Source organism: Pseudoalteromonas sp. B62, from assembly GCF_037162565.1.
In the GTDB taxonomy this organism is placed as follows: Bacteria; Pseudomonadota; Gammaproteobacteria; order Enterobacterales; family Alteromonadaceae; genus Pseudoalteromonas; species Pseudoalteromonas fuliginea.
Window position 1 is genome coordinate 468,461 of the sequence record NZ_JARLVB010000001.1, and the last position, 13,418, is coordinate 481,878.

General features: G+C 38.3%; 12 protein-coding genes and 4 pseudogenes. 5 read left to right on the forward strand and 11 right to left on the reverse strand.

The window, feature by feature from the left end; translation table 11 throughout:
* The first annotated feature begins 91 nt into the window (after positions 1-91).
* Both P4S71_RS01915 and P4S71_RS23015 read left to right on the forward strand, forming a co-directional pair.
* Positions 92-994, forward strand: coding sequence for a LysR family transcriptional regulator (locus P4S71_RS01915; RefSeq protein ID WP_337149928.1), 903 nt, complete (start codon positions 92-94; stop codon positions 992-994).
* A gap of 3 nt (positions 995-997) precedes the next feature.
* Positions 998-1,230, forward strand: a pseudogene (locus tag P4S71_RS23015) (IS110 family transposase); the annotation flags it as partial.
* 39 nt (positions 1,231-1,269) lie between these two features.
* Here P4S71_RS23015 and P4S71_RS01925 read toward each other — a convergent pair.
* Positions 1,270-2,079 (reverse strand): SDR family NAD(P)-dependent oxidoreductase, encoded by an 810-nt coding sequence (locus P4S71_RS01925; RefSeq protein ID WP_007377192.1) that lies wholly within the window; start codon positions 2,077-2,079, stop codon positions 1,270-1,272.
* A 60-nt stretch (positions 2,080-2,139) separates the two neighbouring features.
* A complete protein-coding gene (locus tag P4S71_RS01930) occupies positions 2,140-2,493 on the reverse strand; it encodes a MerR family transcriptional regulator (RefSeq protein ID WP_096794380.1) in 354 nt (117 codons plus the stop codon).
* An 882-nt stretch (positions 2,494-3,375) separates the two neighbouring features.
* On the opposite strand from P4S71_RS01930, the pseudogene P4S71_RS23020 reads away from it, so the two are divergent.
* Positions 3,376-3,642, forward strand: a pseudogene (locus P4S71_RS23020) (IS110 family transposase); the annotation flags it as partial.
* Between the two features lie 35 nt (positions 3,643-3,677).
* Here P4S71_RS23020 and P4S71_RS01935 read toward each other — a convergent pair.
* Positions 3,678-3,962 carry a hypothetical protein gene (locus P4S71_RS01935; RefSeq protein ID WP_007377189.1) on the reverse strand — a complete coding sequence of 95 codons (285 nt, stop codon included), beginning with the start codon at positions 3,960-3,962 and terminating at the stop codon, positions 3,678-3,680.
* A gap of 453 nt (positions 3,963-4,415) precedes the next feature.
* Here P4S71_RS01935 and P4S71_RS01940 point away from each other — a divergent pair.
* Positions 4,416-5,030: pseudogene (locus P4S71_RS01940) on the forward strand (TonB-dependent receptor); the annotation flags it as partial.
* A 51-nt stretch (positions 5,031-5,081) separates the two neighbouring features.
* Here the strand turns inward: P4S71_RS01940 and P4S71_RS01945 are convergent.
* The 3 genes from P4S71_RS01945 to P4S71_RS01955 form a co-directional block, all read right to left on the reverse strand.
* Entirely contained in the window at positions 5,082-6,554 is a 1,473-nt protein-coding gene (locus P4S71_RS01945; protein ID WP_337149930.1) for a S41 family peptidase, read from the reverse strand.
* A 129-nt stretch (positions 6,555-6,683) separates the two neighbouring features.
* The gene (locus P4S71_RS01950) at positions 6,684-7,001 is read right to left on the reverse strand and encodes a hypothetical protein (protein ID WP_337149931.1); all 318 of its coding nucleotides are present in this window, start codon (positions 6,999-7,001) and stop codon (positions 6,684-6,686) included.
* 421 nt (positions 7,002-7,422) lie between these two features.
* Positions 7,423-7,821, reverse strand: coding sequence for a GNAT family N-acetyltransferase (locus tag P4S71_RS01955; protein ID WP_337120797.1), 399 nt, complete (start codon positions 7,819-7,821; stop codon positions 7,423-7,425).
* 147 nt (positions 7,822-7,968) lie between these two features.
* On the opposite strand from P4S71_RS01955, the pseudogene P4S71_RS23025 reads away from it, so the two are divergent.
* Positions 7,969-8,234: pseudogene (locus tag P4S71_RS23025) on the forward strand (IS110 family transposase); the annotation flags it as partial.
* Positions 8,235-8,270: 36 nt separating this feature from the next.
* Here P4S71_RS23025 and P4S71_RS01960 read toward each other — a convergent pair.
* From P4S71_RS01960 to exaC, 5 genes are all read right to left on the reverse strand, one after another.
* Positions 8,271-9,089, reverse strand: coding sequence for a hypothetical protein (locus tag P4S71_RS01960; protein WP_337149932.1), 819 nt, complete (start codon positions 9,087-9,089; stop codon positions 8,271-8,273).
* A 264-nt stretch (positions 9,090-9,353) separates the two neighbouring features.
* Positions 9,354-10,468, reverse strand: a protein-coding gene (locus P4S71_RS01965) for an IS3 family transposase (RefSeq protein WP_337149933.1) whose coding sequence is annotated in 2 segments (ribosomal slippage) — positions 9,354-10,216 and positions 10,216-10,468 — 1,116 coding nt in all. Because the reading frame shifts where the segments join, the coding sequence is not laid out codon by codon here.
* A 367-nt stretch (positions 10,469-10,835) separates the two neighbouring features.
* On the reverse strand, positions 10,836-11,069 hold the full coding sequence (locus P4S71_RS01970) for a hypothetical protein (protein WP_007379016.1): 234 nt from the start codon (positions 11,067-11,069) through the stop codon (positions 10,836-10,838).
* On the reverse strand, positions 11,066-11,443 hold the full coding sequence (locus P4S71_RS01975; protein WP_337149934.1) for a hypothetical protein: 378 nt from the start codon (positions 11,441-11,443) through the stop codon (positions 11,066-11,068). The genes P4S71_RS01970 and P4S71_RS01975 overlap by 4 nt, the downstream gene beginning before the upstream one ends.
* A 350-nt stretch (positions 11,444-11,793) precedes the next feature.
* Positions 11,794-13,314: an acetaldehyde dehydrogenase ExaC gene (exaC, locus tag P4S71_RS01980; protein ID WP_337149935.1), complete on the reverse strand. Its 1,521-nt coding sequence runs from the start codon at positions 13,312-13,314 to the stop codon at positions 11,794-11,796.
* Between the last annotated feature and the right edge of the window lie 104 nt (positions 13,315-13,418).

The following is a 13,418-nucleotide window of genomic DNA, read 5'->3' on the forward strand; positions in this document are numbered from 1 at the left end:
ACTTCCAAGCCAGTATATTTTTTCAAGCAACAAAGATAAACAGGCTGAAAAGAGTTACACTGTTCAAAATAAACGAACAATAAACAGTGTTATGAAAGACCTAAACGCAATACGTATTTTTATTAAAGTAGCGCAACTCAGTAGTTTTTCTAAAGCAGCAACAAGCTTAAATCTTCCTAAGTCAAGTGTATCGCAAGCAGTAACCATGCTTGAAAGTACATTAAATACGCGTTTATTACACCGTACTACACGCACTGTAAATATGACTTCAGACGGTGAGCTATTTTATCAACGTGCACTAGGAATTATCAGCGACGCTGACGATTTAAAAAATTTATTTGTAAGTGAGGATAAAGGTTTAACAGGCCGAATACGTGTAGATATGCCACAAGCTGTTAGTCGAGATACCATCATTCCAAACTTAAGTTCGTTTTTAAAAATGCACCCAAATCTTGAAATAGAACTTGGCAGCTCCGATAGACGAGTAGATGTCATTAAAGAAGGATTTGATTGCGTAGTAAGAGTGGGCGAACTTACCGACTCATCGTTAATTGCACGACGTTTGGGCAGCTTTAAAGTTTTAAATTGCGTAAGCCGTTATTATGTAAAAAATCATGGTTTACCTAAAACTCTTAACGATTTAAAAAATCATTACATTGTTCGCTACAGTCAAACACTTGGTATCCCTGATCCGGGTTTCGAATATTTAGATAGCAATAATCAATTGCAATCAATAACGATGAAAAGCCAGCTTACTGTTAACTCCTCAGAGGCATATTTAAGCGCAGTACTGAGTGGTTTCGGGCTTATTCAATCACCTATTCACGGTATAAGTAAATACCTTGAATCTGGCGAACTTATACAAGTTTTGCCTCAATACGCGATGCCCGACCTACCAATCAATATTTTGTACCCAAATAGGCATCAACTACCCAAGCGCGTAAGTGCATTTATGCTTTGGCTTGAAGAACAATTGAGCGTCTTTACAAAGTAATAATCTGTGCGTTATTCATTTTGCGCTAAAGCATCGTTACTTAGCCACGATAGTTGGCAGCAAGAAGCAAAGGAAAACCTCATAATAGCATCATCAGATCATTGGCATTTAAGTGGATACGAATACTGTTTAGGTGTTTAAAAATACATACGCCCTACGATAAATCAACTTACTTAACTGTATTGAAAAGCAAGGGTTCACCACGATTAAAATTTGCGGTGGAAAGTGAGTTTTAATGCTTGCTGTCCACCTCAAGGCATGTCGTTATATGAACCTTAAACTAAGCTTTTTCCCAATACATTGTCCTTAAACATGCTAACAACTATTTTGACTGTCCTTTTACGTGAAAATAATCGAGGTATTAAAGAGACTACGTAATTAATCTTACCCGATACTGTATACATTCTATTTTTTTCGTAAGCCGCGAGCGCAGACTTAACTACCTTGCTTGCAGGAGCCAAGTTCATATTGGATGTATCAGCATTAGCATTTTCCATAAAACGAGACTCTGTAGTACCGGGGCACAAGGCCATGACGCGAATATTCTTATCTAATAATTCTCCGGTAAGAGCCTCTGAAAAACTTAATACAAAAGCTTTAGATGCACCATAAACAGTCTGGTATGGTAAAGGTTGAAAAGAACCAATAGATGCTACATTAATAATTCCGCCGCTATTTTTATTTACCATTGCAGGCAAACATAAATGAGTAAGTTCAACTAATGCATTAACATTTAACATCAACATTTTATGATAAGTTTCAAAACTCTCACCAGAAAACTCACAAAATTTTCCAAAACCAGCATTATTAATCAAATAATCAACTGACAAGCCTAAATCATTTATTTGTTCAAATAATTTTTTAGGGCCATTTAGTTCACTTAAATCGGCGGGAATAGTTTTAATCCAAATGTTCCTATGTTCACGCTCTAACTCTTGCGCTAAACTTATTAGATCGCTATGCGTTCTGGCTGTTAGGATTAAATTAGCTCCTTTGCTAGCGAGTTGTTTAGCAAACTCTTTCCCGATGCCTGAAGATGCGCCTGTAATTAATATATTTGTGTTTTCTAAATTCAGCTTTTTCACTATAAATCATCCTATGAGTTAATTATCAGTTAACTGTAAGCCTTTCCCTTGAGGGGAAGGTCAAGTGAATTCTTTAACTAAATCTATTTTAAATTGCTTCAAATTCTCATTTTTCAGCAAAATCTCGTCAATCTCTTGTTTTAAAAGTGATATTTTTTTATCTATAAGTAGGTGAATCAAATCAATAGGAAGTTTCTTTTCCTCCGTTTTTTTAGACACTATATCCTTGATTTCACCGAGGCTAAACCCAAGGGTTTTAGCACGACAAATCATACTTATAACCATAACATCATGATTACTATAAATACGGTAGCTACCTTTTCTATTTGGAAGCGTTATCAAACCAATTGACTCATAGTACCGAATAGCTTTTCGAGTTGCTCCAGTCAATTCAGAAACACGACCTATTAACATAGTAATCCTTATGAGTGATGGAATAGATAATCGTCTAATGCTTACATTAAACGGCTAAAGAACGTTGGCTGAAATGTGTGAAGCACGAACAATAGCCAGCTGTTATTAGCCCGTTTGAGAGTAAACTTGGTGAGCAGGCTTCAATGAGTTTTTCCATTGACCTAATCCTCTAAACACGGCCACCCCACTAAAAAGGGTTATAACGCCCGCATAAACAGCGGAGCAAGTTGGACGCTTTTTTGCGCCGTGTTTTGCAAAAAACCGGCCTGCTTGCGGAATCAGGTTTGATGCGTTTGGTATATTTTTTTGTAAACGTAAAAACGAAATATTAAGGCTTGAAATAGTGCTGCGAGACCAAACAACAATGAACCTTTATAAAACAAGGACGGTAGAACAAACGCCATTGGTATAGCAGCATAATATAAATAGGAAGGATTTGTGTATTTGCTTATTAAAAAATGAAGTGGAAACCCAATTACTAACCAACCTACGATAGAAATAAACAGATAAACACCCACATATAGTAAAAATGTAACAACCAACCCTAAAAGGTCGTTTACTGATGATGGTGCTAAACCAGTAAATAAAGCCGAGACAGCAATGCCTATTCCCACAAATAAGAGGCTTTTGAGTATTGCGTCATCCCACCTTCCAAGACTCAATTTTTTATCCTTAAAATATACCGAGCCTGTAGATTAACCCGTTTTTTATTTGTTCTTTAATAAACAAACCATAGCTGAGTTCCTATTTTGATTCAATTAATTACTGTATTTTATAGAGAATATAACGTGGGAGTTTGGTGTTGTTTTAATTGCCGTTTTGGAAGGAATTACGGGGGATTGAGTGGCTTTTATTTAGGGTGAAAGGGCTTAACTCTAAATTTTAAGACAAACGTTTGTGGAATGGGCAGGATTATCTGTGCGCTATTCATTTTGGGCTAAAGCATCGTTACTTGGCCACTATAGTTGGCAGCAAGAAGCCAAAGGAAAACCTCATAATACCATCATCAGGTCATTGGCATTTAAGCGGATACGAATCCTATTTAGGTACTGGAAAACACGTACGCTTTAAGACGAATCAACTTCCTTAACTTCATTGAAAAGTAAGGGTTCACCGCTGTTAAAATTTGCGGTGGGAAGTGAGCTTTAGCGCATGCTATCCACCTCAGGGCGAGTTCTTAGATTTCAAAGTGATGCAATATACGCCTCGGATTTTTTACGATAACTCTCTTCAAAAGCGATAATTGCAGCCACCACGCCAGAGCCTAATAAAACAAACATGGCTGATGGAAATATAGCTGTTGATAAAACAAACAATTGATTAATCCCAAATCCCGTTTTCATGAAGAAAGATGTGATAAAGGCAATAATTGATACGACAATAGCAATGAGCGCTAAAACAGTTGTAACCCTCGTGATTAGCAATAGCAAAGGTAAGTTTTGTGTAGATAAATTTTTATACGGCTTCATCGTAGATTCCTTTCATTGAAATATAACGAGCCTGAAGATTAACCCGTTTTCTATCTGTTTTTATTAATAAACAAACCATAACTGAGTTCCTATTTTGGTTCAATCTATTACTGTATTTTATGCAGAATATAAAGTGGGAGTTTGGTGTTGTTTTAATTAGTTTTTTGGAAGGAATTACGGTGGTTAAGTGCAAAATTTAAGGTGGGTGAATATTTTTTAGGTCCCTTGGTACGAAGTTCATTAGGAGCATGGCGCATGATAACCATGACACCATAGCTCGAATATATGTCAGTACCTTTGCTTTTTAGCAAGCTTGTGACGCATCATTACTGTGATATGAGATACGTGATAATAGAATAAAGGCATCAATTTTGATGTTTATACATTAGCTCGTCTTGACTTCAAGGGAGCGTCCATATATGTCTTTGTTATTCTTATTCCATTTGTTATTTCGTAAGCGATATTGAATTACGTGGTGAGCAAGCAACAACCGATGCTATTTTTGCACAAATGATTGTCGGCGGTTACGGCAATGCAAATAGCGTTATTGAACCAAACAGCGACGATCCGCTAATTACATGGAATATTAGCCAGCCACAAAACACCGACAGTAAATCGGTAGATGATTTTGAAGTTGCAGTACAGCACTTAATTGGTGAAACCGGTGTTGGTGTTAACGCGACGTTTGTAGATGGCGACGTTGAATTTGATAGCGAAAGCCTTGATCAACAAGCGCCGCTTACAGGCTTAAGTTACTCAGCTAACTTCCAAGGCTTTTACGAAAAAGACGGCCTATCAGTTAAAATTATTTATGCATGGCGCGACTCATACCTAATTGGTGTAGGCCAAGCACAAGGTTCAGCTGATGCGCCTCCGCAATATGCTAAAGCGTATGGCCAATGGGATATGAGCGTTAACTACGATGTAAACGAAAACGTAACTGTATTTTTTGATGGCATAAACTTAAACAATGCCACCGAAGAAGGCTACGGACGTTACGAAGAGCAGTTCTTATTTGCTAATCAGTACGGTCCGCGTTACTCAATTGGTGCTCGTTACACGTTCTAAACTATTTCCTAGTTAGAAGGTTAAGCCGCTTGTTACAACAAGTGGCTTTTTTTATAGCGTTTTTATTTGCTCAAGCAACACATTGGTTGTCCAATCAAGGCCGTTATACGCCACATCGGGTTTGTAAAAATCCCCTGCCCCTCGCGCTCTGTTTACGTATACTTTGTTAGGTACAATCACTTTGCCTAAGCCTGAAGGTAAATCAGCTAAGCGTACCTCCATATACATAGAATCAGCGCTACTTGGTGCACCAAATAATGTTGTATTTTCAAAAAGCTTAAACTTATCAAGCGCATCTAAACAAGCACTCGCACATTGCGGCGGCACTATAACAAACACCTTGGTTTTAAAGTCACTCACTAAAGGCTTTTGTGGTATGTTATTTAGCGTATTAGTTTCTTGCTCTACATAAAATGGATCATCATTTTTAAGTGATAAAGCCATGCCAGTAGAGACGGTTTTGAGAGTTTTCAGTACTTCGGATTGATCTTTTACAACGTCCAATAAAGACTCTACATAGTCAGTATTATCTTTTGATGCTCTCCACCACACTTGCGTGTTTTGAGAAGTATTATTTGCTTTTTGCTCTACTACTTTTTGGCCCCATAATCCTTTTGCTATTTGTGAGCTCCAATAAGATGAGCCACCTTGGTTATGGCGCAAATCTAATACCACGGCTTTTGCAGTAAGTAACTTGCTACGTTGCTGTTGTATTTTTTCAAACACTTTATTGTAGGCAGTAGTTTGTTTATCGGTTGATGAAAAGCTAGGCATAGCAATCCAACCAATGTTTTTTTCAGGCCACGTTAAATCAATGGGGAGTTCATCACCGTTGTAGGCATTTTCTAAATGCTTACTGACAGACTTAGGCCTTACTGACCAATGTAATACGTGTGTATAGGTATCGCCATTGGCTTTAACAAATTCGCATTCTTTTAGAGGAGTTAAAAATGGATTGCCCTCGTCACTTAGTAACCGCCAACCTTGCTGCCACCAATGCCCAGGTTGTGCAACTTCACCATGAAACTCAAATATTCTCTCACGCATTAAGGTATCAGTGCTTTGCCCATCACATTGGCTTACAACGTCGCCTTTGCTAATATTGCTGGCTTCGCTGTAATACACTTTTAGCGCATCTCCTCGCCAAACAGCACTAAAGCCTGGCCAGCGGCGCGCGGGTCTATCTACGCTTGAAAACGCACCAGCATGACCATCTTGTAACACAGTACTAAAGCGTGCAATTGCCGCAACATGCGCCTGCGGCCCGCTTGCTTGAGCCGACAATGTAAGTGCCTCAGTTTTTGCTTGTTTTAATAAATCAGGAAAAGTTGGGTTATTAACATCGAACATACCAGGATGATTTTGTGCAGTAATACTATAAGCCGCGTTAATATCGCGCTCTGTTATGCTGCGCCACTGCTCAGGTGTAGTAGGTAGAATGGGTTCTTGTGCAGCATTTATAATTGGTGATAGTAATAAAGCGCAGAGCAATACATGATTGGTTATTTTTGTTTTTATAGTCATAAGAATCCGTTTAAATGTTGTGGTATATATAATTTAAGATGCGTGTTTTATTTAATACTGCTCAAAGGCGCACCATTTTAAAGTTTTCAATAGCTAAATTTTACTAGTTACCCACCTCACGGCGAGTTGTTATGTCTTGGCAACTTGAAACCTGCCGTGTTTAACCCAACCACAAAAAAATACAGAACTAACAACACCCTGAATTAAAATAATCCAGAACAAAGACTCCTCGAGGAAATCTGGATAGTTCAGGGTATGTATCAATGAGATTAAGCCGAACACGCTACCAAAACTAAGCAAGCCTAGTATGGTCAAAGTAGAAAAGTAGCCAATATTCTTTCTAGACACTATGCCGTAAATGGCAACGGCTACTAAACAAAGATAAATCGCTGATGAAACTATAGTTAGACCATTTAGCTCCCCGTCTACAATTTGTTCCTGAGTCAACTTAACTCCTCTCATTAGAAGAAGTAGTATTAACCAGCCAATAGTTAGATTTTTCATCATACTCTCTGTGAACATAACGAGCCTATAAATTAACTCGTTTTTTATTTTTTATTAATAAACAAACCATAGCTGAGTTCCTATTTTGGTTCAATCTATTGCTGTACTTTTACTCAGCATATAAAAAAGAGTTTAATGTTGTTTTAATTGGTATTTTGGAAGGGATTACGGGTGTCTGAGTGCAAAATTTAGGATGGGTGTCGCTGTAATTGCTGCGTCGCTGTAATTGCTGCGAATCACCCTTAAACAGTTTGTTATATGCCGCTTTAAACTTACTATAAAGCAACTTCCATTTTAAAGTAAGAAACATCAGCTTTATAAAAACGCTCTCCGTATGGCTGCATACCGAAACGCTGATAGAAACTTAAAGCTGATTCCCTAGCATCACACCAAAAAAATTTACAACCGTATTATTAAGGGATTGAAGAATAAACTTTAGCATTTGAGAGCCAATGCCTTGCCCTTGATAATCAGTTTTAGTAGCAAACTTACGTAGGCGAGCTTTATGTGATTTTATGTATACGGAAGCAACACAAACAAGTTCGTCATTGATAAATGTACCAAAATGAATTGCATCAGGATCACCATCTACATGGCAATATTCAGGAGGCTTGTTTGGCCAAAGAATACTTTGTCGAAGCGGGATTGTTTGCTCCCAGGAAATATTGCGAATTTCCATATGATTTTGAAGAACCTCTATAGGCATATAACGAGCCTGTAGATTAACTCGTTTTTTATTTGTTTTTATTGATGAACAAACCATAGCTGAGTTCCTATTTTGGTTCAATCTATTACTGTATTTTATGCAGAATATAGAGTGGGAGTTTGGTGTTGTTTTAATTAGTTTTTTGGAAGGGATTACGGTGTTTGAGTGGCTTTTATTTAGGATAAAAGGGCTTAACTCTAAATTTTAAGGCAAACATTTGTGAAATTGGCAGGATTATCTGTACGTTATTCATTTTGGGGTAAAGCATCGTTACTTAGCCACGATAGTTGGCAGCAAGAAGTAAAGGAAAACCTCATAATAGCATCATCAGAACATTAGCATTTAAGTGGATACGAATCCTATTTAGGTGCTGGAAAACACATACGCCCTACGATAAATCAACTTACTTAACTGTATTGAAAAGCAAGGGTTCACCACTATTAAAATTTGCGGTGGAAAGTGAGTTTTAGTGCTTGCTGTCCACCTCCGGGCGTGTTGTTATGTGCCTAATACATCAAGGCGCAGCTTTTATACTTTTCGCCTACTTCAACAGTATGCTCGGATCTGATTTTAGAAAAAACAGCTAAAGAGTATGTTTCATGGACTTTATATACAGTTAAAGATTTCCCACTATTTTCGAATTCTTTTTCATGACAGAAATCCATACCGTTATATAATCCATTATTAGAGCCTAGATTGATATAAACAGACGTAAATGTCGTTGGGTAAACGGAAGTATTTTCTGTTTCTTCTTGGTCAATACCTAGAACTTCAATAGAAATACCGCCAGACATAATTTTATTAAACTGAAGAGTAGACAATGAGCTAATGTGATCTAACTCTTTTTGAAAATTAACATCATATTTATCACTGACTCTTTTTAGTTTTCTAAAAGGTTTTCTATCTAGATTTTTTGAACTACAAGCCAACTGAAGAGTATCTTTATATTTATACGCAAAGATTAAATAACGAGTACCTGCTTCACCAATAAGTCTGGAACAGTGTGATAATGAAGTTACTTCTATTTCTTTTCCTCGACTAGATTTCCAAGATTTCTCTACTTCAAAAGTATATTTTACAAAATCTTCTGGTTCTTCAAAAATCGTTTCTGTAAAACTTTTTGTTTTAAGCAATTTTCCAATAAATATTTCTTCGGCTTCATCCATGACCATTTCAGCGGAAGGAGGATGGCACTTACAAGCAAAAACCATTTGACTGATAAATAACAGTGAAAGGATTAAATATTTGAGCATGATACTCCTTGGCACATAACGAGCCTGTAGATTAACTCGTTTTTTATTTATTTTTATTGATAAATAGACCATAGCTGAGTTCCTATTTTGATTCAATCGATCACTGTATTTTTCATAGAATATAAAAGCTGGTTTGGTATTGTTTTAACTGGCGTTTTGGAAGGATTTACGGGTGTTTGAGTGGCTTTTATTTAGAGTAAAAGGGCTTTCCCTTCTTAATGCATCGTATTTTGCAGTTTTTCTATATTATGAACAAGGCAATACAGTTGCCATTGGGCGTTCACTTTCGCTTGGCTGTGTCATGCCTTTGTTGACGGTAAGGTAATCCCCCCATTTTTAATGGAGGCTATCTGTAGAATTTCCGTTGTTTAACTTTTCCAGTTTTTGTATGGGTGTTATGCCACCTATACCCATGTTAGGGCGTTCATTATTATAAGTCCATAACCAATCGGTTGCTTTATCTTGTAACTCACTAATATCCCTGTAAATATAATGACTTAGCCAGTCATACCTAACCGTGCGATTGAACCGCTCTACATAAGCATTTTGTTGCGGGTTACCTGGTTGAATAAATCGTAATTCAATATTATTATTTAACGCCCACTCTGCTAATTTATGGCTAATATATTCAGGCTCATTGTCACACCTGATAGCTTTTGGCTTACCACGCCATTCTATAATTTGATTGAGTGAGCGGATAACACGCTCAGCGGGGAGTGATAAGTCAGCATCTATTGTGAGTCCTTCGCGATTGAAATCATCAATCACATTGAACAAGCGACACCCTCTGCCATCCGATAATTGGTCGTGCATAAAATCCATTGACCAACATTCGTTAATGGCCTCAGGGACAGTCAATGGTTCAGGCTTCTCCCTTGTTAGACGTTTTCTAGGCTTTATTCGCAGATTCAACTCAAGCTCACGGTAAATACGATAAACGCGCTTATGATTCCATGTGTAGCCTTTAACATTGCGTAAATATAAAAAACATAAACCGAATCCCCAATTACGCTGACATTGGCTTAAATCCAATAGCAACGCTGCAATTTTCTCATTTTCATCAGACAGTTTTGGCGTATAGCGATAGCATGTTTCACTTATCATGAAAGTACGACAGGCTAAGGCAATACTCATTTTATTTGTGCTAACGACTTCATGAGCCAAGACTTTGCGCTCAGAAGCCTTTACCACTTTTTTGCCATTGCCTCCTGAATGACCTCAGATTTTAGCCGCTCTTCAGCATACATTTTCTTTAAACGGCGATTTTCATCTTCAAGTTCTTTCATTCGTGTCATTAAAGACGCATCCATGCCGCCGTATTTAGCGCGCCATTTATAAAAGGTTGAGTTGCCCATACCATGTTCACGGCATAGCTCAGGAATAGGCACGCCGCTTTCTGCTTGTTTTAAAATGGCGAGGATTTGACTGTCTGTAAAATGTGCTTTTTTCATAATTTTCTCCTGTGTTTACAATAAGAGAAAATTCTACGTTTGGCATCTATTATTTTTCGGGGGGATTACCGTAATATTGCACTTTTAACCTAAAGAAAAGCCGGTTCAATACAGCAAAATCGCTTGCCATTCTTTAATAAACAGCTGTCGTCGCCCTATTGGGCAGTCTATTTTTACTTTCATTTTGTCTACATTGCTCAGCTTTTTGCGTAGGGTAGGTGTGTTGCTTATTGTGCTTTGTGATTTATTTATCATTGCGTTCATACGAAAGCTGGTAGCGATCATGAATTTAATGGTGAGAGATGGTGTCATCTGGAACCCTAAATTGGTTTAAAATTAGGTATTGACACCAAACTTACTTTTTAACTTATAACTCATCCCGCGAAAAATCAGTTATACTATCTCCGAACTGACTGATGGCTCTCTCCTTCAAAGGATTTAGTAACAAGCGCAGCTCAATCAAATCATTGCCTACATCAGCAATCTCATCTGAGTCATCTGACGTTTCACATATTTTTGCCATTTCTTGTTCAAGTGCTATGAGACCCTCTAGCACGTATTTTAGCTCTGATCCTGCAAGTTCAAGCTTGAACTGACTCATACAATCTTTCCTTCTTTCTTAAATACTCGAGATGCTTTTAGGGCCATTTCCTCAAGAAGTCCCTTGAACTTGTCAACCGGCATATTCCGAGTGGGCGAAATACAGTAATGGTGTGGCTTATCCTGAACCATCTTCAATCCATGAGGCGGCTGGGTATCCGGTGGAAACCTCCAAACCCAACCAGTCATTGGTGCATTGTTGATACCTTCTATATCGAAAACGCTGATCCCTTTTCCGTTTGCGATAATAACCTTAATTCCATTTACGGTTGTAACATCAACATCACGAGCTCGAACATTCGATAGACGAGGACTTGAAGCATTTCCGAGGCGGAAAAGCTCTTCGGGTAGGATGTAAAATTCTTTTGGGTACATAATGATCTCCATATCGTTGACAAAAAGTTAGTTACTCTCTCTGAGGCCTTTATCGTTTTATAGACCGTAAAGTTTCATAAATTACGATGTATTTATCTTAGCCATCAAATAATCTTATGTAAACAACTAGCTAACTATGAATCAGCTTTTTATAAAACTCATATTATTAAATCACTTTTTTAACGCAGTTAATGAATTATTTAAAGCGCTGAAGTTTCAAAAGTTTAATTCAATTAGTATCCTATTTATGTATTACAACAAGCAGTAAGTGGTGCAATGGACCCCTTAAAATGAAAAAGCGCTGCAAATATGCAGCGCTCATTACTGAGTGGTTGTTGTATTTAAATTTTTTAAAAGAAGCCAAGCGGATCTTCGCTGTAGCTCACTAATAAATTTTTAGTTTGTTGGTAGTGATCAAGTGCCAGTTTGTGCGTTTCGCGCCCTATTCCTGATTTTTTATAACCACCAAACGCAGCATGTGCTGGGTACATGTGATAGCAGTTGGTCCACACTCGCCCTGCTTCTATTTTACGACCCATACGATAAGCACGGTTCATGTGTCTGCTCCATACACCGGCGCCTAAACCAAACTCAGAGCTGTTGGCAAGCTCGAGTGCTTCGGCTTCATCTTTAAAGGTCGACATAGAAATAACAGGGCCAAAAATTTCTTCTTGGAACACACGCATGTCATTTGTGCCTTTAAGCAGCGTAGGTTGTATGTAGTAACCACCGTTTAAGTCATCACTTAGCTGCTCTACATTACCACCAGTGAGTACTTCAGCGCCTTCTTTTTTACCTATTTCAATGTAGCTCAGTATTTTATCAAATTGCGCTTTTGAAGCTTGTGCGCCAACCATGGTTTCGCTATCAAGTGGGTTTCCGCGTTTAATTTTTAAGGTACGTTCGAGTATTCGTTCAATAAACTGCTCGTAAATATCTTCTTGAATAAACAGCCTTGATGGGCACGTACACACTTCGCCTTGGTTAAAGTAAGCAAGCACGGCACCCTCAATGGCTTTGGATAAAAACGCGTCGTCTTTTTCCATTACATCATTAAAAAATATATTAGGCGATTTACCGCCAAGCTCGACCGTAGAGGGAATAATATTTTCCGCAGCGCATTTTAAAATATGTGACCCTACAGGCGTTGAACCCGTAAATGCAATTTTAGCGATTCGTTTACTGGTGGCCAGTGCTTCACCTGCTTCTTTACCAAATCCATTTACAATATTAAGTACGCCTGCGGGGAGTAAATCGCCAATAATTTCCATTAACACTAAAATAGAAGCTGGGGTTTGCTCAGCCGGTTTTAAAATTACGCAGTTACCTGCAGCAAGTGCTGGCGCGAGTTTCCAGGCAGCCATTAAAATAGGGAAGTTCCACGGAATAATTTGTCCCACAACACCGAGTGGTTCGTGAAAATGATATGCAACGGTGGTTTCGTCTATTTCGCCTATTGTGCCGTCTTGCGATCGCAGGCACCCTGCAAAGTAGCGAAAGTGATCAGCCGCTAGCGGAATGTCAGCAGCGAGTGTTTCACGAATTGCTTTACCGTTATCCCATGTTTCGGCTACGGCAAGTAACTCTAGGTTTTGCTCAATTCGGTCGGCTATTTTTAGCAGTATGTTACTTCGGTCGGCCACCGACGTTGTGCCCCACTGCGCTCGCACTGCATGCGCTTTGTCGAGTGCCAGCTCTATGTCGTCTTTATCTGAGCGCGGTATTTGGCAAAACACTTTACCGTTTACTGGGCTTATATTATCAAAGTATTGGCCATTCACTGGCTTTACCCACTCTCCGCCAATGTAATTACCGTATTGTTGTTTAAAGTTTAAAAGTGCGCCGTCGCTGCCTGGATTTGCATATATCATGTGTGTGCTCTCTTTATTGTTGTTAGCTAAAGGTCGAACATTTATATAAATCAAAATGCTTTATATTTAATCGACATTAAACTAACAAGCGCCTAAAAACTTGA

Bases quoted from the DNA above. Each gene is read 5' to 3' on its own strand.
- exaC (WP_337149935.1), bottom strand. From the start codon at position 13,314: ATGATATATGCAAATCCAGGCAGCGACGGCGCACTTTTAAACTTTAAA.
- P4S71_RS01930 (WP_096794380.1), bottom strand. From the start codon at position 2,493: ATGTTAATAGGTCGTGTTTCTGAATTGACTGGAGCAACTCGAAAAGCT.
- P4S71_RS01955 (WP_337120797.1), bottom strand. From the start codon at position 7,821: ATGGTTTGTTCATCAATAAAAACAAATAAAAAACGAGTTAATCTACAG.
- P4S71_RS01935 (WP_007377189.1), bottom strand. From the start codon at position 3,962: ATGAAGCCGTATAAAAATTTATCTACACAAAACTTACCTTTGCTATTG.
- P4S71_RS01975 (WP_337149934.1), bottom strand. From the start codon at position 11,443: ATGTACCCAAAAGAATTTTACATCCTACCCGAAGAGCTTTTCCGCCTC.
- P4S71_RS01960 (WP_337149932.1), bottom strand. From the start codon at position 9,089: ATGGTCTATTTATCAATAAAAATAAATAAAAAACGAGTTAATCTACAG.
- P4S71_RS01970 (WP_007379016.1), bottom strand. From the start codon at position 11,069: ATGAGTCAGTTCAAGCTTGAACTTGCAGGATCAGAGCTAAAATACGTG.
- P4S71_RS01915 (WP_337149928.1), top strand. From the start codon at position 92: ATGAAAGACCTAAACGCAATACGTATTTTTATTAAAGTAGCGCAACTC.
- P4S71_RS01945 (WP_337149930.1), bottom strand. From the start codon at position 6,554: ATGACTATAAAAACAAAAATAACCAATCATGTATTGCTCTGCGCTTTA.